The organism is Thorsellia kenyensis (assembly GCF_042432445.1).
Classification (GTDB): domain Bacteria; phylum Pseudomonadota; class Gammaproteobacteria; order Enterobacterales; family Thorselliaceae; genus Thorsellia; species Thorsellia kenyensis.
Genome location: NZ_JBHLXE010000095.1, coordinates 18,148 through 39,531 on the forward strand (window position 1 = coordinate 18,148; position 21,384 = coordinate 39,531).

Sequence of the window (21,384 nt, forward strand, 5' to 3'; positions counted from 1 at the left end):
AGGATAAAAAGATGGCTAAAATCGTAAAAGTAATAGGACGTGAAATCATCGATTCACGTGGTAACCCAACTGTTGAAGCAGAAGTTCATTTAGAGGGTGGTTTTGTTGGCTTAGCTGCTTCACCATCTGGTGCTTCGACAGGTTCACGTGAAGCTTTAGAATTAAGAGATGGTGATAAATCACGTTACCTTGGTAAAGGTGTTTTAAAAGCAGTTAATGCGGTAAACGGATGCATTGCTGAAGCGTTAGTTGGTAAAGATGCAAAAGATCAAGCTAACATCGATAAAATCATGATAGATTTAGATGGAACAGATAATAAAGCTAATTTAGGGGCTAATGCCATCCTCGCTGTTTCTTTAGCTGCTGCGAAAGCTGCTGCCGCATCAAAAGGTTTACCTCTATTTGCTCATGTAGCTGAGTTAAATGGTACTCCAGGTCAATACTCAATGCCGTTACCTATGATGAATATCATCAATGGTGGTGAGCATGGTGATAATAATGTTGATATCCAAGAGTTTATGATTCAGCCTGTAGGTGCAAAGACTTTTAAAGAAGCTGTAAGAATGGGTTCAGAAGTGTTTCATCATTTAGCTAAAGTATTAAAATCTAAAGGATTAAGTACATCTGTTGGTGATGAAGGTGGCTACGCACCAAATTTAGAATCAAACGCAGCTGCATTGGCAGTTATTAAAGAAGCGGTTTCTGCTGCAGGTTACACCTTAGGAAAAGATATTACGCTAGCTTTAGACTGTGCTGCTTCTGAATTTTATGATAAAGAGGCTGGAATCTATAATATGAAAGGTGAGGGTAAAACATTTACTTCAAATGAATTTACTCATTACTTAGAAAATCTAGCTAATGAATATCCAATTGTTTCAATAGAAGATGGTCTTGATGAATCAGATTGGGATGGCTTTGCTTATCAAACTAAAGTATTAGGAAACAAAATTCAAATCGTTGGTGACGATCTTTTTGTAACAAATACCAAAATTTTCAAAGAAGGTATTGATAAAGGTATAGCAAACTCAATTTTGATCAAATTAAATCAAATTGGGACATTAACTGAAACTCTAGCAGCAATTAAAATGGCTAAAGATGCTGGTTACACAGCGGTCATTTCTCATCGTTCAGGTGAAACTGAAGATGCAACTATCGCAGATTTAGCGGTAGGTACTGCTGCTGGCCAAATTAAAACAGGTTCTATGAGCCGTTCTGATAGGGTTGCTAAATATAATCAATTAATTCGTATCGAAGAAGCTTTAGGTAATAAAGCACCATTTAATGGACTAAAGGAAGTTAAGGGTCAAGCTTAATAATTGCTTTTACTTTAACTGGATTAATCATTAAAAAAAAGCTACAGCAATGTAGCTTTTTTTGTTTTTGGTGTTTTAAATAAAGCTAAACAAAGCGTGTATTTAATAGAACATACACTTATAGTGACACTCCTCTAATTGTATTTAACTCTCATAAACAAGTTAAAGAAAATAACGATGCACGCGAGGACAAGAACGTGCATAGATAAGCATGTGTTGAGAGTATTTTGAGAGTATTCTTTCAAAGAGTGAGTTGCTAGCTATAAGGATTTCTTGTTTGTATACGAAACTCTTATTAGAAAAAAAGAATAAGGAAAGAAAACAAAGAAAAGAAAAGAAAAGAAAAGAAAGGGCAGAGAAGGCAGCTGACAAAGAGACTAAAAGATAGGATGAATCTATAGGAATTGCGTAATATGATGAACAAATGGAGGTAAATAAGCCATTAAATTTACTTTAGATTGTATCCTGAGAGTGTGCAAAAAGTTCACTAAAAAATCAGTCTTTACGTTAGCACTTTAGCCATGTAGTTAAGGCAAGTGCTTAATACATTAATCTAAAATGCATCTGACGGAACACACAAAGTAGGGTAACTTATTAAGTGCAAATAATAATGGAAGATAAGTATGCTTTTGGGGTTAGTTTAACGCCCCTCAAGTTAGTATATGATCTAGGAATTAATTTTACATTGGAATAGATTTGTCTTAACTAAATGATTTAATAGTCCTCTCCGTAATCTACTGAGAGGGAGGTGAAGTGTTAACTTAATTGATAGTTATATCGGTTTAATAGCCATTAACCCTCTATTTTGTCTAAACCTTAGGCAAATAGACAAAAAAATGCAAAAAGTACTAGACATTAGTGCGATAAATACGTAATATGCGCTCCGCAACGGCGCAAAGCGCCCGTAGCTCAGCTGGATAGAGCGCTGCCCTCCGGAGGCAGAGGTCTCAGGTTCAAATCCTGTCGGGCGCGCCAATTAGGCACGGGAATTTCATTCGTTGTTTTTTCAGTGGTGACTGTAGCTCAGTTGGTAGAGCCCTGGATTGTGATTCCAGTCGTCGTGGGTTCGAGTCCCATCAGTCACCCCATTTTTTATGACTAGACAGTTAGCTTTTTTAGTATTAAACTAGTTGTATAGACGGCGAGTAGCGCAGCTTGGTAGCGCAACTGGTTTGGGACCAGTGGGTCGTAGGTTCGAATCCTATCTCGCCGACCACTTTAAATTTTATGCCTTATTCGGCGAGTAGCGCAGCTTGGTAGCGCAACTGGTTTGGGACCAGTGGGTCGTAGGTTCGAATCCTATCTCGCCGACCATTAGTCTATTAATCCCCCCTAAAAAAATATAAATTTTTTACTTCTTTAACTATTTCGTTTCTTCTATCTATTAATACCCCATAGTGAGTGATAGTGCTAATGTCATTTAGGTGAATACATTCTTAAATTTGAATGTTCTTTGCTATAATAGTTTCTGCTAATATTGAGAATCTTGCAGTTAATCAAAATTTAAGTTTTTCTATATATTCATCATGAATATAAGTTATTCCATTTCCTTATTTGGTTTTTACTCGAATGATTGCTATACTTCATTGCGGTTTTATGAGTACACCTAACTTCGGTTGTTAAAAAGTGCTTAATTGACTATTCATGACTCAAGGAGTTTAAAATGCAAGTAACTATTTATGGTAGAGACAACTGTCCTTATTGTGTAAGAGCTAAAGCCCTTGCACTTCGTTTAAAAGAAAATGTTGCAGGATTTAATTTCGAGTACATCGATATGATTGCTAAAGGGCTGACTAAAGAAGATCTGGCTGACATTATTAAAAAACCCGTTGAAACAGTACCACAAGTTATTATCGATGGACAAAGTATTGGTGGATTTACTGATTTTGATGCTTATGTAAAAGCTAATATAGGTGATTATTAAAATTAGCGGTTCAACTTATTGAGTAAAGATTCAAACAGTAATGGATATGGCAACTTAATGCTTCAATACGATCTTGAGTTCAAAAAACATGTAGATGTTTTAGAAAGCAGTTTTGCTGGTTTGAAATCTTCCTTAGTTCCCTTTCCGTTTATGTTTGAAAAGCCTGATTATTTATTTTTAAATACAATCAAACAGAATATTCAGGCTTTTAATGAATGGCAGATAAATGCTTTAAAAAAAATAAAATACTTTTCAGAAGCTAAACATTTTGCTTTAAAACTCTCGCAATATCGATCAAGCTATATTGATTCCTTGCTATTACAATGGATTGATACGATGCATTCGGAACAAGAAGAGAGCCATTATTTATTAATTGCAACCGGGGGGTACGGCAGACAAATACTTTCGTTATACTCTGACATTGATCTTCTCTTTATATTTGATGAAGAAGATACTCTGCTAGCCAGTAAGGAACTCGTTGTTCAATTAACTCAATTTTTGTGGGATGTAGGATTAGAACCCAGCATTAAGACGCATTGTGTTTCTGAGCTTTTACAAATCATCTCAAGTGATATTCAATTTGAAACTAGTCTTATTTTTAGACGATTAATCAAAGGATCTGAACTTAAATATAATGCAATCGCTGTAGATAAATACGAAGATAAACTTTTAGCAACTAGATATTTTGCCAAACAAAAAATAATAGAACAATCTACCAGACATCGACTTTTTCAAGATACTAGCTATCACCTTGAACCCCATCTTTTAAAAACACCAGGTGGACTTAGAGATATTCACCTTATTTATTGGATTCAAGAGAAATTCAAGAATAATCCACAGCTCTCTTCCTATAATCAATTAGTCTATGCAGTTGAAGCTGTACTTAAAGAGTATGAATGCACTTTGATCCTTTTACGTTTTTGTCTGCATTCTATAACAACCAAAAAAGAAGATAGACTGTTGTTTATGCATCAGCTCACTATCGCGCAGGAATATAATTTTATTTATGAAGATACAGAGCTCCTTTATAATGGTTCCGGACAAAGTTCACTAGCTGAAGTCAATAAAGATGTTGAAAAATTGATGAAACAGTTCTATCAAACAGCGGCAGGAGTTACCCTACAGAATATTATTTTCATAAAACAAATCAATGAGACGATAAAACAAATTGAGCTGATGAGTTGTTTTTATCATTTTTCTGGTGCTTTAATTCCTAAAACAAAACAAAGCAAACTAGTTGCTTTAGATATCATCAGGGCGAAATGGATTCCTGGCGACAGCATTAAGCAATTTAAGAACCAAACCAAAATAAAAGCGTTTTCACATCCAAAAAAACTAAAAAAAGATAACTTAAGTCTTATCAACCCCAGTCGTTTGTTGAAAAAAAAAGCGAAGGGAAATGATATTGGTGATGTAGATGAGTTATTAACGCTTTTAGAAGAAATGGTGAAATATAAACTTACTTTAGATGTGTTGGATTATCAAACCGCAATCAATTTAAGTTTAGTAAACCTCCCAGATTGTGAGACACTTAATATTGAAACAAGAAAAAGATTCTTTAACTTGTTAATCCATCCTTCGAGTATTTACTCAGCGATTCGTTTATTACATCAATTGGGTATTTTTTGGGATTATTATAAAGGGTGGTCCCATGTTTCAGGATTAATGCAATTTGATAGGTTTCATGCCTATACTGTTGATGAACATACCATTCAAGTGTTGTTAAATATTGAGTCTTTTGCGAACGCTAATAAGGAAGATTTGGTTTATCATATATTCTCTCAATTAAAATATCCACACAGGTTAAAACTGGCGGCTCTCTTTCATGATATTGGTAAAGGCAAAAAAGCAAATCATTCTGAGGTGGGGGGGGAGATCTTTAATCATTTTGCTTTGCTACATGATATTAATTTTGAAGATAGAGAAGAAATTTCATGGCTGATTCGTAATCATCTTATATTTTCAGTGACAGCGCAGAGAAAAGACATATCGGATACTTATCTATTAAAAGCATTAGCCGATAACATTGCGACCAAAGAGAGACTTGCTGCTCTCTATCTTTTAACTGTTGCCGATATAAAAGGGACTCATTATGCGCTTCTCAGTAATTGGAAAAAATCATTATTAGATGAACTATACTTTAAAATCGAGGTTCTTTTAGAAAATAATCAAACTGTTTTTAAGCAAATAAGAAGTTCTATTAGAAATAAGCAACTCGATGCTTTAACTTGGCTCAATAAACATCATGGACTCACGCTATCGAGAACTAATCAATCGTGTGTCTATAGCCGTGCAATAATGCAATTTTGGCGTCGCTGCAGAGTTGATTATTTTATCTATCATAACGGTGAATCACTAGCTTGGCATGTAGATAAATTGCTAATGAAATATCTATGTAAGAGTGAAAATATTACTAATGATTCTAGTTACAAAAGAAAAGAAAATGATGAGTGTGAAAATATAAAAAATCAAAATGATAGATATCAGATAGGGATTATCACTCACTACAATACAGTTAAAAAGCAGAACATGGATTTGTCAAAGACAGCAGTATTGATGACAAATCAATTAACACCTGGTGCAACAGAACTTTTCATATGGACAAAGGATAAAGATAATCTGTTTGCTGCTATTGTTAGCACAATTGATAAAATGAATTTGTCGGTATTGCAAGCACAAATTTTCACGCAAAAAGATAATATGGCTATGGATACATTTATTTTATCTCAACGCGACAATAGACCTCTAGCATTGGAAAGACAGCTCAAATTAAAAAATGCTTTACTCACTTTATTAAAGCAACCCACTTTGCCTATTCCCCCGGCTAAACGAGCACATTATGTTGAAGCCCATTTTTCATTAGTTAGCCAGATTACAATGACTAATCATCCACTGAGTCAACAAACTGAAATTGAAATTATGACCCTTGATAGACCGGGTTTATTGGTTCTAATTGCTAATGAATTTGCTAAACTGTCTTTACGAGTTATTGGGGCTAAAATCATGACGGTTGGAGAAAAAATTGAGGATATGTTTTTACTTAGTACCCACGATAGAAAAGCCTTAACTAAGGACATGCAAGCACTTCTCAAACAAAATTTAATTAGGATATTAGATAGTTATGATGCATAACCCACCACTATTCAAATGTGATCAGCAAGGGGCTATCATTGAAAAGTAATAAAATATATCTAGCGCCTATGGAGGGCGTTTTAGATCCTTTAGTAAGGCACCTGTTAACACAAATTAATAACTACGATTTATGTATTACCGAATTTTTAAGAGTAACAGATACGCTATTACCTAAAAAATCGTTTTATAAGATATGCCCAGAGTTACAATCGTATGGAAAAACATCCAGTGGTACACCTGTGCGAATTCAACTGCTTGGACAATCCCCTATTTTTCTGGCACTAAATGCTTATAGAGCGTTGGAGTTAGGCTCTCATGGCATTGATTTAAATTGCGGATGTCCTTCCCGTTTCGTAAATGGTCATGGCGGGGGCGCGGTTTTATTAAAATCTCCTGAAACTATTTATCAGGCGGTACTGGCGATAGCAAGTGCAATTAAAGATATGCCCAATAATCAGTTTAGCGTCAAAATTAGATTAGGGTGGGATGATTCGACTCCTACCCATGAAATAGTTGATGCGATAGAGTCAGCTGGTGCTGATATGATTTTCGTGCACGGAAGAACGAAAGAAGATGGCTACCAAGCAGATAAAATCAAATGGAATAAAATTAAAGAAATTCGCGAGCAAACTTGTTTACAAGTGGTTGCCAATGGTGAAATATGGAGTTTGCAATCTGCAATAGAATGTATGTATGCAACAGGTTGTTCTGATCTGATGATAGGTCGAGGGGCTTTAGCTTTACCTAATATTGCAAACGTAATAAAACATAATGAAAAGCCAATGCTTTTTGAGGACGTTATAAAGTTGCTTATTAACTATTTTGCTCTAGAAAAAGAGCAAGATATAAAAAAGCAGTATCATATGATGAGAACCAAGCAGTGGCTTAGATATATATTAATTCAGTATCCTGAAGCATTAGAGCTATACCAGGACATTCGAAGTGTGAAATCAAATCAAACCATTTTAGATAGAATAAAGCAAGAAATTACATTTTAGATAAGAGGTTGTTTAAGTCTTTTGGAATTTATTGAAAAAGGAATAGAAAAATGATCAAATCCCCAGATGAGGAAGTTATAGAGTATGATGGAAGTCCAGACAATCATAATTCTGGACAAAGAGAACTACCATGCGAATTAGATGTCAATTTTCAAATGAACGAAGAAGTTTTGACTATTCAAGCGGTGATAGATAGGGAAGAATGGATTGATTTATTAAATCCCAATGGTGTACCTATTGGTGAAATGACAAGAAAAGTCATGAGAGAGAATGGAATGCTACATAAAGCAACTTATTTAATTGTCCATAACACTCAAAATCAAGTCCTCGTCCAAAAAAGAACACTTAATAAAGATTTTTATCCAGGCTATTGGGATGCGGCTGCTGGTGGCGTTGTTCAAAAAGAAGAAGATATTCTTTTGAGCATGAAAAGAGAAGCAGAAGAAGAACTTGGGATCGTCGATATTCCTTTTGTATTCCATGGGCAATTTCAATTTTCAACTGAGAGACAAAACATCATCGGCTATTTATATAGTTGTATTTCTACAGGGCCATTTGCTTTGCAAGCGACCGAAATTGATGAAGTCAAATGGATGAATATTGATGATATTTTTGATAATCAACAGCAGTTCACTACCGATTCTATTTTTGCTTTAACTAAATGGATCAATAGGGACTAGGTACATTTTACTGGCAAAAAATAAAATGGATGGGTTATCCTCAAATAATTATGCTCAGTCGTGCTTTATGTCTCTGTTGTTAAATTAATTTATCATTGTATAGTGCTCACTGAATTAAGTTATCCACAGCCTGGTGCATTTTTTGACCCTGCCTTGTTATTAACTGCATTTTTCAATTTGAAAAGCACAGTAAATGTCAAGCAGATTTCTTAAGTTAATAGACTAAAAAAAAAATTATTTTCCTTGACACTTATCTAATTATCCCCAAAAGTAGTGAGAGGAAAGATTTCCCCGAAGTAGAGTTAAATGTACTTGCGAATAGAAAAAAAAAGCATTTGACATTAGTTAAGTCTATGAAAATTAAGTAAAATAATAAAAGCAAATTGATGTGGTTATTTTTCATCCACTTAATTCAAAGCCAATAATATAGCAAGTTTACCCTAGGTGTTATATGTATATGCACAGAGTTATCCACAGATTCCGTGAATAACTTTTAATTACTTGTACAAAAAAATTCAATGTTATTTTATCCACAACTATGGCAATCTTATGTGGATAAAATGCATATTGGTCATATTACCCTAAAACGTCATTTGACTTGCAAACTGATTTATGAAATTTAATTAATTTTTAAATTAATATTCACTGTGTTAATTTAAATGCTGAGAATTTTTTTACCTTTCCGCTAAGTAGCAGTTTGACTTAGCTTTTTACTTAAAAATCGAGGGAACTCTATGCTTTTGTCTTCACGTAAAACACAAAAATTAAATACACAAAAAAAAATATGCACTACGCTATTTGCATTATCTAGTCTATGCATTGGAATGTTTGCGCATGCTCAAACTGCCGTTGACGGTTTTCGATTTTCTAAAGAAGAGATGATTGATATCGCAAGTCCGACAAAATTGTCACATCGTATATTTTACGAATCACCCTCAAAAGGACCTCATGCTAGCTGGTTTGATGCGGTAAAACGTGGTGATTTAGAGACCGTAAAAAAAATGGTTGAGCAGGGTCAAGATATTGAAGTTAAAGATGAGGCTTCCTTAGGACAAACCGCACTGGGTTGGGCGGCATTTATCGGGTATGAAGATATGGTTAAATACCTAGTTGAGTCAGGGGCTAATCTATTTGCTACAGATATTGCTGACGTGAAAAATGTACTTAAATCAGCTATTTTAGGTAAAAATATCAATGTAGTTAACTATCTATATCCTATGCTAAAAGATAAAATCGATATTAATGAGCAAGAAGCCGATGGTGAAACGATGCTTATAGTTGCAGCAAGTAATGACCGATTAGACATCGTTAAATTTTTAATTGATGAAGGCGCAGATATACATCTTATCAGTGAACCTAAGCAACAAAATGCTTTAACGTTTGCTTGTAAAGGGGGATATCAAGAAGTAGCTGATTATTTAATTTCAAAAGGCGCAGTTAATTTTAAAACAGGTAAACCAAGCTGTTAATAGAACTATCTAATTGTTCCTACATTAATTTAATCAAAAAGCCAATAGCGGTATTCAACCCTATTGGTTTTGTTGTAATAAGATTAAATAAAAATTTATTTTTCAAATGTAATAGGAAAAATAATACTCTTTATCGTCTCTTTCTCTAAATAAATAATGTTAATCACATCACATATTAGATTAATAATCTAAAAATCATAACAAAACCTCTTATTGTTTTTACCTCTCACTTTAATTTCTATTTAAAAACTAGATAAGATTTCAATTCTTTGTTTTATTGAAAAAAAATTTCTTTTCTTTCGAGTTATTGGAAAAAACACCTTTCATTCTTTCGATTTTTTTAAAGAATCGTAAATATTTCATATCACATTTTTCAATTTATTAATTTGACGGCTTTTGATTTAGTACATATTATTTTTATAGAACAAGATTTAACAGTTAATTAACATTTTTTTAACATATTGTTTTGGTTTCGAGTTTTTTACTTTTTCATTTATGAGGATTTAACAATGAACACAACAAAAAGCATATTTAAATTATCCACTTTAACCATACTTTGCACGGTAGGGTTATCGCCGTTAGCACATGCTGAAGATATTGTGCTCAGGTATGCATTGTGGGACAGAAACCAACTTCCTTATGAAGAAGCGTTAGCGCGAAAATACGAAGAAAAAAACCCTGGTGTAAAAATTGAATTTGAATTAACACCCTATAAAGAATTTTTTGTGAAGTTGGGTGCAGCATCAACAGGTGGGGTATCGCCTGATATTTTTTGGATGAATATGCCAAACGTTACTCAATATTCTAAAAATGGCATTATTGAACCACTTAATGCACATATTGCATCAACAAAATTTGATGTAACCACTATGTTAGATAGTTCTATTAAAGCCTATCAATACAATGGTGAGCAAATGACTATTCCAAGAGACGTTGATTCAATTGCAGTTTGGTATAACAAAAAATTATTTGATGAAGCTGGAATTGCCTATCCGACAAATGATTGGACTTGGGATGACTTAAGAAACACTACTAAGCAGTTACATGAAAAATTAGGTGATAAAGCGTTCCCATTAATGATGGACTTGTCTGGAGATGGTCAAGATAGTTATCTCAATCTTTTATATCAAAAAGGATTACATATAACTCCTATGGGAGATAAACCGACTGATATTGCTTCACAAGAGGCAATATGGGTTTATGAACAGTTGCAAGAAATGATGCAAGATGGTTCCTTACCTTCTATTGAGCAGATGTCTGAGTTAAAAACGGAAGAGGCATTTCAATCCGATAGGGTCGCTTTAGCTTATGCAGGTTCTTGGCTTGCTGGTCCTTTTGCTAACAATGAAATTATCAATAAGCACGTAGGTGTTGTTATGATGCCTAAGATTGACATTCAAGCAAGTGTCTCCCACAGCGTCAGTTATGCTATCTCATCGGCTAGTAAACAAAAAGAAGCTGCTTGGCAATATATTTCCTATTTAGCCTCTGAAGAAGCACAATCTCAACTGGGTACATCAGCAATTCCCGCTAATAAAAATGCGTCTAAAGTGTGGGCTGAAAGTATTAAAACAGTGGATGTGTCGCCTTATATTGAGACATTACAATTTTCAAAAGCTTATCCAGTTGCTGGAACTAATAATCCAAAATGGCAAAATCTATGGCTATCAGCACTTAAAAAGATCTTCTTAGGGTCAGATGCGACAAAAGAAATGAGTAAAGTGATAGAAAAAATTGAAAAAACAATGGGGCAATAATCATGCGGAAATAATATTGATGTGTAATAGAAGTGCTAAAAAAGTTTAATAAAAATGTCACTCAAGACTGATATAGTTTTTCTCTAGACTTAAATTATAAATTTTTTAACCCTCAATAATTAATTATTTGGATGCTAAAAATGAATTCTCAAGTAAACATAAAATTAAGCCGCCTTGAAAAAGCTGAGAGATTTTGGGGATGGGTTATGTTGCTTCCTTTAGTTTTGGGGCTTGCGGTTTTTTATTTTATCCCTTTTTTACAAAATATTTTCTTCAGCTTCACGGATTTAGACCAATTTATGAATTGGTCCTCTATTAGCTTAGATAATTACACCCGTTTATTTTTTGAGGATACCGATATATGGATTGCAATTATTAATACGCTAATTTATGTGGTCATTTGCGTCCCGATTATTCTCTCTTTATCTTTATTATTAGCAATAGGCTTGAACCAATCAATAAAAGGAAAATCTGTTTATCGTACGCTTCTCTTCTTACCTGCGATTACCATGCCTGCAGCGGTAGCAATGGTATGGAAATGGCTTTTTAATAAGGATTTCGGGTTATTAAATCAAACCCTTAACTATTTCGGATTAGAAGATGTCGGCTGGCTTTCAAATCCTGATATAGTCAAAATAAGTGTTTCAATTATTATTATCTGGTCTTCATTAGCAGTAAAAGTAATTATTTTACTGGCAGGTCTGCAAGGAATATCTAAACAAATTTACGAAGCTACACTTATTGATGGGATAAGTAAAATCAGAGTTTTCTTTTTTGTTACCTTACCTTTAATGGTGCCCACTTTATTTTTTGTATCCATCATGACTTTTATCGAGGTACTTCAGGTATTTGATGTCGTATTTTTAATGTTTGGCAATACGCTGCTCGAAGATGAAGTCATGACGATCACTTCTTTATTTTACAAATACGCATTTTATATCCAAGAAAAGGGATATGCCTCAGCAATAACTGTAGTACTGTTTGCGGTTACTTTATTAATTACCCTTATTCAGATGTTTCTTGGTAAGAAACTCAGCGTAAATTAATGTTAGAAAATATAATAATAGAGGCTTTGAAATATGACTGATATGACAATCAATACCCCAGCTAAATTAAATATTTCTAATTTTATAAGAAAGAACTGTTGCTTTGTTCATTTATTCATGATTATTGCTGGGTTGCTATGCTTAACGCCTTTTATTTGGATGATAATTACTTCTCTAAAAACTCAAGGTGAGAGCATCCAAACGCCCCCAACAATCATACCCGAGCTTTTTAGATTTGAAAATTATCCCAATATACTTGATGAAATTCCATTTGCGACTTTTTATATTAATTCTATGTTGGTAACTTTTTCAACCGTAATACTCCAAACACTTATCGCCTGTTTAGCGGCTTATAGCTTTGCCAGGTTAATATTTAAAGGTAGAGATTTTATTTTTATTCTCTGTGTTTCCATTTTAATGGTACCAGGACAAGCTTTCCTAATTCCTCAATTTTTGATTATCCAAAAAATAGGTTTACTCAATTCAATTCCTGGTGTGATTTTACCCACAATATTCAGTATTTACGCTACTTTCCTTCTTAGGCAATTTTTTATGTCGATACCAAAGGAAATGGAAGAGGCTGCATTGATAGATGGATATAACCATTTTCAAATTTTTTGGAAAATAATGTTACCGCTCGTAAAACCAGGGATCATCGCTTGTATTATCATTAATGGTTTATGGAGTTGGAATAATCTCATGTGGCCTATGATAGTCAATACCAGTACAGATAAATTGACATTACCTGTTGGTTTAGCATCGTTATCTGGTAGGGCAGGTGTTGAATATCCCTTATTAATGGCTGGCGCTCTAATGGCTATTTTGCCTATGTTAATGCTTTTTGTTGTTTTCCAAAAATATTTTATTCAAGGGATTGCTAACGCAGGTGTCAAAGGCTAAATAGTGAATTTGATAATTATCTTTTAAGAACAATTTATTATTCAATAAGGTAGGAAGCATGGCCAGTATTCAATTAAAAAAAGTAAAAAAAATATACCCAAATGGATTTCAAGCGATACATGGGGTGGATTTGGATATAAAAGATGGAGAATTTCTTGTTTTTGTTGGTCCATCTGGTTGCGCTAAATCAACACTCTTAAGAATGATAGCAGGCCTTGAAAGCATATCAGACGGTGAAATTTTAATTGATGGACGTTGTGTTAACGACGAACTACCAAAAGAAAGAGGAATAGCGATGGTTTTTCAAAACTATGCTTTATATCCTCATATGTCAGTCTATAAAAATATGGCTTTTAGTCTTAGGGGCAATTTTACAAAAGAAGAAATTGAAAAACGAGTGCTTGATGCCGCTGAAAAACTTGAACTAACACAACTTTTGGATAGAAAACCAAGCCAACTTTCTGGAGGTCAATGCCAAAGAGTGGCTTTAGGGCGAGCGATTGTTAGAAGCCCGGAAGTATTTTTGTTTGATGAGCCTTTATCTAATTTAGATGCAAAACTTAGAGTAACAATGAGGTTACAATTAATTGAATTACACAATGATTTAAAAAAATCCGGAAAAAATGCCACGATGATTTATGTAACACATGATCAAGTTGAGGCAATGACGATGGGCGATAGAATTTGTGTTTTGAATCAAGGCCAAATAATGCAAGTAGATAAGCCAACTGAGTTGTATCATTTTCCAGCCAATAAATTCGTGGCCGAATTTATTGGAAGTCCACCAATGAATTTGTGGGATGCAAAAATAAAAGGAAATGAACTCTTGATACAAAAGGAAGTCTCCATTACATCAAATGAACGATTAATGGGAATTATTCATAATTATCAAGAAGAGCAGGTGACTTTTGGAATAAGACCAGAAGATATAAAAGTACTTAATTTTGATAGGGACTTATTAACGTCTCCAAATCATTTCACAGCAAAAATAAAAACAATTGAAAGAATGGGTAATGAAGATTTATTGCATTGCCAAATTGGGAATGTTGTTGTGCTTACCAGGGTAGCAACCAGTCTTGAATGGGAACCCCAATTAGAAGAAGAAATTATATTGGTTTTTGATTTGGATAAAGTACATTTATTTGACATAAAAACAGAAAAAAATTTAGGTATTAATAAGTAATTAAGTCTATTTAAAAGGTGATTATATGACGATTTCAAAAGTGGTAACAGTTTTAGTTATTGGATGTGGAGCGCGTGGCGAAATTTACTCTAAATATGCGCTCGCTCACCCGGATTTAATGAAAGTTGTTGGTGTAGCTGAACCTAGAGAAGACTATAGAATTCCTTTTGTACAAATGCATAGCATTGAAAAAGAAGCGATTTTTTTAGATTGGAAAGAGGCTGCAAATAAAGCAAAAATGGCCGATGCCGTGCTTATTTGTACGCAAGATAATATGCATTTGGAGCCTGCAATTGCATTTGCAAGATTAGGATATCATATTCTGCTAGAAAAACCGATGTCACCTGTTGAAACAGAGTGTGAAACAATAGTTAACGAAGTGATTAAAAATAAAGTGATGTTTACAGTTGGGCATGTGCTCAGATATACAACATATACGAAAAAACTTAAGGAAATTCTTGGAACTCATATTATCGGGGATGTCGTGAGTATTCAGCATTTAGAACCAGTTGGATATTGGCACCAAGCACATTCATTTGTTCGTGGTAATTGGGGGAATACGGCTAAATCTTCATTCATGTTATTAGCTAAATCATGCCATGATGTTGATTGGTTAAATTATCTCATGGATACAAAGTGTATCCGTATCAGTTCATTTGGAAATTTAACGCACTTTAGAAAGGAAAACCGCCCCCCTAATGCAGCAAATAAATGTATCGATTGCGCTGCAGAATCAAATTGCCCATATTCTGCAAAGAAAATTTATCTTGGCACTACACCGAAAGCTAAAAGTAGCACTCTTAAAATTCTCTCAGCTGATCCTTCACAGGAAAATTTAGTAAAAGTTTTGGAGAGGAGTCAATACGGTACGTGTGTTTATGATTGTGATAATGACGTGGTAGATCATCAAATTGTTAATATGGAGTTTGAACAAGGTCAAACCGTATCATTCACAATGACCGCATTTACGCCTATGTCTGATAGAAAAACAAGAATTTTTGGTAGTCATGGTCAAATAGAAGGGGATGGTCGATATATACATGTGACGACTTTTCTTGATGATAAAACGCAGATTTATGATACCGAAGCGGATAATTTGAGCGTAGTAAGTGATAACCCCTACATTAAAGATATGGCTGGGCACGGTGGCGGCGATTATTATTTAATGGCTCATTTTATAGATGCAATCCGTACAAATGATCCAAGTAAAATTCTTTCTGGACCGGAGCAAACACTTGCCAGTCATCATATGGTTTTTAAAGCAGAAGAGTCGCGTTTAAATTCAAAAGTTATTGAGTTGTAGAGATCACACTAAGGGAGTTGAGTTTAATTTTCATAAGGATACTGGGTAAGCCATGATGAATATACAAAAAAACGAGTTTTATTATGGTTTTGATGTGGGGGGAACCAAAATTGAACTTGCTATTTTTGATGCAAATTTTAATAAGTTACATTCTCAAAGAACTTATACTCCAACTCATGACTATAAAAAATTTATAGACAGTATCATGGGGTTAGTTGAATTTGCGGATAATTTAGTAAATGCTAAAGGCAAAATAGGTATTGGCATCCCAGGCATTGTGAATCATAAGACAAAGCAACAGTTAGCTGTTAATGTGCCTTGTCTTACAGGAAAAAATTTAGTGGATGAATTGACTCATCTTTTAAATCGAAAGGTCGCCATAGAGAATGACTGTCGTTGCTTTGCTCTATCTGAAGCTAATACGGAACAAACTAAAAACTTATCCAGTATTTTTGGCACCATCTTAGGAACTGGTGCAGGTGGGGGATTAGTTTTTGAAGGCAAACTCTTTAGAGGATCAAATGGTATTGCCGGTGAGTGGGGACATGTTCCGATGTCAGCAAATATTATTAATCGCTATAATTTACCTCTATTTAAGTGTAATTGCGGCTTAACCGCTTGCAATGAAAGATACCTTTCTGGAACAGGACTTGCTCAAGTTCTTGATGCCAAAGGATTTAGTGTATTAAATACGGAAGGTTTTTCTCAGCAACTAAGTTTAGGCAACAATGAAGCGCTCAAATTATTTGATATGTATCTTGATATGCTAGCAAGTGCTTTAGCTAGCCTACAATTGCTATACGATGTAGATGCCTTTGTATTAGGAGGGGGTTTATCTAATATCCAAAACATATACTCTGGGCTTCCTAAAAAAATGACTGATTGGCTTCTTCCTAACGTTGTACCTGCCAAAATACTGCCTCCTGTATTTGGAGACAGCAGTGGGGTAAGAGGTGCAGCTATGTTAAATCAAAGCATTTAAATATTTAAGGTGAAATAACTGTTGAATTTTGATTAAGCAAAAAACATTTTATAAAAAAATACAGGATGGCGATATGTTGAAATTATCTAAAAAATATGTATCTACAATGTTTTTAACGGTTTTCTGGAGTGTAAATGCATATGCTGATATCTCTAATACTCAAAAGTTATTGTACCCTTTGCCAAATGGTCCAAGTGATAATGTTACCTTTTCTTCACTACCAAGTAAATTAAATTTAGATGGTCAATTTATCCAAGATCTAAGAGGATATGTAGTGAATATCAAAGATATAAGATACATTGATTTTAGTGTTCCGGAAACACGCTTAAGTACAGTGAACTGCCAAGTTGTATCACCTGCTACTTCCGAAGGATTAGACGCAAATAAGTGCAATTCAATAAATCCTACATGCGAAAAAATATTTGGAAACAATCCGATAAAAGAAAGATTAAGTTTTCCTTTGCATCCTCTAACATATTGGTTTAACGAAATCAGATCTAATCGATTGCAAGTTAATTCTAATCCATCTGATTTCATTATTAATACAAATCATTTTGATTTAAGGGGTTCTTTGTGGCCCAATCCTCCTTCAGAACTTAATGGAGGAGTATTGTACAATGAACCCTGCTCTAAACCTTTTGGTGCTATGGTTGCAAATGGAATTATGCTTTCTGGCCCAAACTCTCAAGAAATTGATGCAAAAGGTCAAATAAAAGAGGCAAGTGATGTACTTGCATTATTCTCTGGCGATATTCCTTATCAATTTTTCCGTATTGATCAAACAGATCAACTTACATTAAATTCTTTCCTTAAAAATGCCAAAGTTGCAATTGCTGGAAGTATTACTCTTATAAATAATTCTCAATTTTATCCTAGCGCAACAAAACCTAATGAAAGAGTTGGTCGCACAGCTATTGGAATGAACGGAAATAATATGGTTATTTTAGTTGTTCAAACTGGTAGAGATAGGGGGTATGGTTTTTCTGTTAAGCAAGTCAACGATTTTTTAAAATCTTATTACAACATGCAAACAATAATAGTACTTGATGGTAGTGGTTCCTCTCAACTTGTGAGTTCACATTTACCAAGCTTTCCTAGAGACTCATCCATTCCATTCGTAGGCGCAGCAAATTGCGGACCATTAGCTAAAAGCTGTACTGTACCAGGAGATAAAATTCAGGGTAAAGATACAGTAAGACCTATACCTACATTTTTATCAATTTCAGCAACTAATCAGGTCAAAAATCCAACTGTTGAAGCAATTTCGGCTCAAGTTTGGTCTAATGAATTAGCTTCTTGGAAAGATGCTAGCGTGAATCCATTGAAAGCTGGAGATGTTGATGGAGATGGTGTGACTGACGTTATTGCATTTGGTCAGGATAAAATCCATGTGTTTATTTCCAACGCATCTAAATTTACACCTTATCTTTCTTTATCTGATTTTACTACTGCGCAAGGCTGGACTAACATCGAAGAATATCCAAGATTAGTCGGTGATGTTAATGGCGATAATAAAGCCGATATTATTGGATTCTCTAAATTAGGCAACAATGTCTCTGTAAGCCTATCTAGCGGAAATAAAAGTAACTTTTTTTTACAACCAAAAACTTGGGCTAATACTATGATTTGGGACAGCTATGACAGGAAACCAAGACTATTAGGAGATGTTAATGGCGATGGTAAATCGGATCTAATTGGATTTGATACAAGTGTTAGTGTTGCATTATCTACGGGTTCATCATTTTCATCGACAAATTTTTGGCTGAATAATTTTGGTTCAAATAATGGTTGGGTATCAAATGATGCTAGTCCTCGTTTGGTTGGAGATGTAAATGGTGATGGCAAAGATGACATCGTTGGGTTCAAAGATTCAGTTTGGGTTTCAACTTCTACAGGGACGTCTTTCACAGAACCAAAAATTTGGTTAACAGATGATAGATTAAAGGGAAGAAACTTCCTTAACCCTAGATTTTTAATAGATGTAAACGGTGATAGACTCGATGATATAGTTGCATTCGGAGGAAGTTTTGTTTCTGTATCTTTTTCTACTGGAACAAATTTCCTACCTACAACTCCTTGGATATATGGTTTTACTCCTTCTCATGACTTTATTAATTCATATTCAAATCCAAGGCTTGTTGGAGATTTTGATGGCAATAAATTAGGCGATGTAATAGGAAACAAAGGAGGAACCACATATTATTCAACGACTAGCGTTAGTGGATCTGCATTTTGATGAAATTAACTATTCATATATCTTTATTTTATATGTAGGTAATAAAATACATTAACCTTTAGTTATTATGTCAAATTTTTTTCTGTCAGGAAGATAATAGATTTAAAATCAATAAAGTAAAAATCGGGTGAAAATCTAGCATTTTTTCATTTGAAATAATAAACAACATTTAGCTCTTTGGTTTGTCATTAGCAAACATGATATAAACCTTTATTCAAGTAAAATTAAATAATTGAATAGTTATATTGTTATTAAATTACATTCTTGCACGGTTTAGCTTTAATTTTTTGCAATAAATCAGTAGTTTAGATTGCTAAAGTTATGTTTCATGTAGTTGGACACAGCAGTGGGGTAAGAAGTGTAGCTATGTTAAATCAAAGTATTTAAATATTTAAGGTGAAATAAATAATGATGACTTGCAGTGAACGGAGACGTTTTATCTTAGAGCAATTGTGCGAATCGGGTTCGGTGAAAGTTGAAAAATTAAGTAAGCATTTTAATGTTTCAACAGTGACTATAAGAAATGATCTTCGTTCTCTAGAGCAACAAGGCTGTGCGATTTGTTTTTATGGTGGAGCGAAGCTGAATCAACAATTCGCATTTGAACGGACTTTGAATGATAAAGATGCAATTAATAAGCAATTAAAAAAACGAATAGCAAATAAGGCATCAACCTTGATAAACGATGGAGATAAAATCATTTTAGATTCTGGATCTACTGTGAGTCAAATTGTTCCTTTTATTCAAAATAAATCATTGATTATTTTAACAAATGCTCTAAATATTGCTTTTGAGTTATCCCAATTTGAAAATATTGAGTTGTTAGTTACTGGGGGGCATTTAAGTCATAAGTCATGGTCTTTGTATGGTTCATTATCTGAAGATTTATTACAACAATATAGGTTTGATAAACTCTTTTTAGGGGTGGACGGATTCGATATAAAAAATGGATTAACCACGCCTAATTTGATGGAAGCGCAGTTAAATAAACTCATGTGCCGCGTAGCCAATGAAATTATCGTAGTTACTGATTCTAGTAAATTTAATCGTACAAGTTTTTGTAATATTTCAGATTTAAACCAAGTTAATAAGGTTATTACAGACGAAAAAATCCCTGATTTATATCATGCAATGTTACTTGATTCAGGCATTGAAGTTTTAATTGTTTAATTGAATTCTCATTAATTTTTTAGAGGGTATTATGACTAATTATTTTAATTACAGTGAAGCAGAATTGTTGAAATTAAATGCGGTACATACGGCAAAAGAAATAGAACAGCAAAAAAACATCTGGAAAATTTTATTTCAAAATATCGTAGGTAACAATGAGCTTATCTCTTTTTTAACTCCAATTTTAAATGATAATAATCATCAGATTATTTTGACAGGGGCTGGGAGCTCTGCTTTTTTAGGACAAGCATTGGCTCCATTGATTAAAAATGAAACGCAAAGAGATATCGTTGCGATTTCAACAACAGATATAGTAGCTGGTCCAACCCATTACTTATCAATAGATAAACCGACGCTATTGGTTTCTTTTGGACGTTCAGGTAATAGTCCTGAGAGTGTTGCAGCTATCAAATTAGCGGATCAAGTATGTCATAATCTTCATCATTTAATTATTGTCTGTAACCCTGAAAGTGAATTAGCTAATTATGCTAAATCAAATAATAAGGCTCAACTTGTGGTTATGCCTGAGGGAACTAACGATCAGAGTTTTGCAATGACATCAAGTTTCAGCTCAATGATGTTGTGCGCAGGATTATTATTGAGTAACAAATTAATTAAAGGGGGCATAATTTGTGATGCTTCAAAGAATTTAGTTGCACAGCAACTTGTTAATTTGTCTGCTGCTTTGGACAGTATTAACATGTTAACTATAAAGAAACTCGCTGCATCTAAATTTAAGCGTTATGTTGTATTAGGCGCAAATGGCTATAAAGGTTTAGCTGAGGAAGCTGCGTTAAAACTTTTAGAATTGACGGCTGGTCAAGTAGCAACCCGTCATGATTCAGCTCTTGGATTGAGACACGGTCCAAAATTTATGGTTGATAATGAAACGCTTATCTTGCAATTTATTTCAAATAACGCATATGCGCGTCGTTATGATCTGGATTTAATGCATGAATTAAAAAGTAACAATATTGCAGCAAATCATATAGTATTAACCTCTAGTCAAATAGCTAACAATGAAGTTTTAGATGTTATAAATCAATTACCTGAAGATTCTAAGGGTAGATTATATAGAAATGAAGAGGTCTTTCAGGTTGCTGATTTATCATGTGACTTTTTTGGGTTATGGGCTTACCTTTATTTTGCTCAAGTTTTTGCATTAGAAACTTCACTAGCGCTAGGAAATACTCCTGACAATCCTTGCCCTACTGGGGAAGTTAATCGAGTAGTAAAAGGGGTTGTTATTTATCCATACTCAGAGTAATAAATTTTTACGCTGAAGCCTATT

The 21,384-nt window shown here is 34.0% G+C and carries 15 protein-coding genes and 4 tRNA genes; all 19 read left to right on the forward strand.

Going from position 1 to position 21,384, the window contains the following annotated elements; translation table 11 throughout:
• Window positions 1-11: 11 nt before the first annotated feature.
• The 19 genes from eno (at window position 12) to ACFFIT_RS09015 (ending at window position 21,360) form a co-directional block, all read left to right on the forward strand.
• Window positions 12-1,313 (forward strand): phosphopyruvate hydratase, encoded by a 1,302-nt coding sequence (gene eno / locus ACFFIT_RS08925; RefSeq protein ID WP_385877310.1) that lies wholly within the window; start codon window positions 12-14, stop codon window positions 1,311-1,313.
• A gap of 898 nt (window positions 1,314-2,211) precedes the next feature.
• Window positions 2,212-2,288, forward strand: a tRNA-Arg gene (locus ACFFIT_RS08930).
• 37 nt (window positions 2,289-2,325) lie between these two features.
• Window positions 2,326-2,401: transfer RNA gene (locus ACFFIT_RS08935), tRNA-His, on the forward strand.
• A gap of 51 nt (window positions 2,402-2,452) precedes the next feature.
• Window positions 2,453-2,529: transfer RNA gene (locus ACFFIT_RS08940), tRNA-Pro, on the forward strand.
• Window positions 2,530-2,550: 21 nt separating this feature from the next.
• A tRNA-Pro gene (locus tag ACFFIT_RS08945) sits at window positions 2,551-2,627 on the forward strand.
• Between the two features lie 349 nt (window positions 2,628-2,976).
• The gene (locus ACFFIT_RS08950) at window positions 2,977-3,237 is read left to right on the forward strand and encodes a GrxA family glutaredoxin (protein WP_385877311.1); all 261 of its coding nucleotides are present in this window, start codon (window positions 2,977-2,979) and stop codon (window positions 3,235-3,237) included.
• Between the two features lie 18 nt (window positions 3,238-3,255).
• The gene (locus ACFFIT_RS08955; RefSeq protein ID WP_385877312.1) at window positions 3,256-6,369 is read left to right on the forward strand and encodes a [protein-PII] uridylyltransferase family protein; all 3,114 of its coding nucleotides are present in this window, start codon (window positions 3,256-3,258) and stop codon (window positions 6,367-6,369) included.
• Between the two features lie 38 nt (window positions 6,370-6,407).
• The gene (dusC, locus tag ACFFIT_RS08960; RefSeq protein ID WP_385877313.1) at window positions 6,408-7,367 is read left to right on the forward strand and encodes a tRNA dihydrouridine(16) synthase DusC; all 960 of its coding nucleotides are present in this window, start codon (window positions 6,408-6,410) and stop codon (window positions 7,365-7,367) included.
• A gap of 50 nt (window positions 7,368-7,417) precedes the next feature.
• A complete protein-coding gene (yfcD, locus tag ACFFIT_RS08965) occupies window positions 7,418-8,047 on the forward strand; it encodes an NUDIX hydrolase YfcD (protein WP_385877314.1) in 630 nt (209 codons plus the stop codon).
• 734 nt (window positions 8,048-8,781) lie between these two features.
• Window positions 8,782-9,516: an ankyrin repeat domain-containing protein gene (locus ACFFIT_RS08970; protein WP_385877315.1), complete on the forward strand. Its 735-nt coding sequence runs from the start codon at window positions 8,782-8,784 to the stop codon at window positions 9,514-9,516.
• 509 nt (window positions 9,517-10,025) lie between these two features.
• Window positions 10,026-11,273, forward strand: a complete 1,248-nt coding sequence (locus ACFFIT_RS08975) for an ABC transporter substrate-binding protein (RefSeq protein WP_385877316.1) — start codon at window positions 10,026-10,028, stop codon at window positions 11,271-11,273.
• A 140-nt stretch (window positions 11,274-11,413) separates the two neighbouring features.
• Entirely contained in the window at window positions 11,414-12,319 is a 906-nt protein-coding gene (locus tag ACFFIT_RS08980; RefSeq protein ID WP_385877317.1) for a carbohydrate ABC transporter permease, read from the forward strand.
• Between the two features lie 117 nt (window positions 12,320-12,436).
• Window positions 12,437-13,219 carry a carbohydrate ABC transporter permease gene (locus ACFFIT_RS08985; RefSeq protein ID WP_385877336.1) on the forward strand — a complete coding sequence of 261 codons (783 nt, stop codon included), beginning with the start codon at window positions 12,437-12,439 and terminating at the stop codon, window positions 13,217-13,219.
• Window positions 13,220-13,277: 58 nt separating this feature from the next.
• Complete coding sequence (locus tag ACFFIT_RS08990) at window positions 13,278-14,402, forward strand: ABC transporter ATP-binding protein (RefSeq protein WP_385877318.1); 1,125 nt, start codon at window positions 13,278-13,280, stop codon at window positions 14,400-14,402.
• 25 nt (window positions 14,403-14,427) lie between these two features.
• Window positions 14,428-15,705, forward strand: a complete 1,278-nt coding sequence (locus tag ACFFIT_RS08995; protein ID WP_385877319.1) for a Gfo/Idh/MocA family protein — start codon at window positions 14,428-14,430, stop codon at window positions 15,703-15,705.
• A 52-nt stretch (window positions 15,706-15,757) separates the two neighbouring features.
• The gene (locus ACFFIT_RS09000) at window positions 15,758-16,687 is read left to right on the forward strand and encodes an ROK family protein (RefSeq protein ID WP_385877320.1); all 930 of its coding nucleotides are present in this window, start codon (window positions 15,758-15,760) and stop codon (window positions 16,685-16,687) included.
• A 73-nt stretch (window positions 16,688-16,760) separates the two neighbouring features.
• A complete protein-coding gene (locus ACFFIT_RS09005) occupies window positions 16,761-18,923 on the forward strand; it encodes an FG-GAP-like repeat-containing protein (protein ID WP_385877321.1) in 2,163 nt (720 codons plus the stop codon).
• A gap of 408 nt (window positions 18,924-19,331) precedes the next feature.
• Entirely contained in the window at window positions 19,332-20,093 is a 762-nt protein-coding gene (gene agaR, locus ACFFIT_RS09010; protein ID WP_385877322.1) for a transcriptional repressor AgaR, read from the forward strand.
• 31 nt (window positions 20,094-20,124) lie between these two features.
• Window positions 20,125-21,360, forward strand: a complete 1,236-nt coding sequence (locus ACFFIT_RS09015; RefSeq protein WP_385877323.1) for an SIS domain-containing protein — start codon at window positions 20,125-20,127, stop codon at window positions 21,358-21,360.
• Window positions 21,361-21,384: the final 24 nt, after the last annotated feature.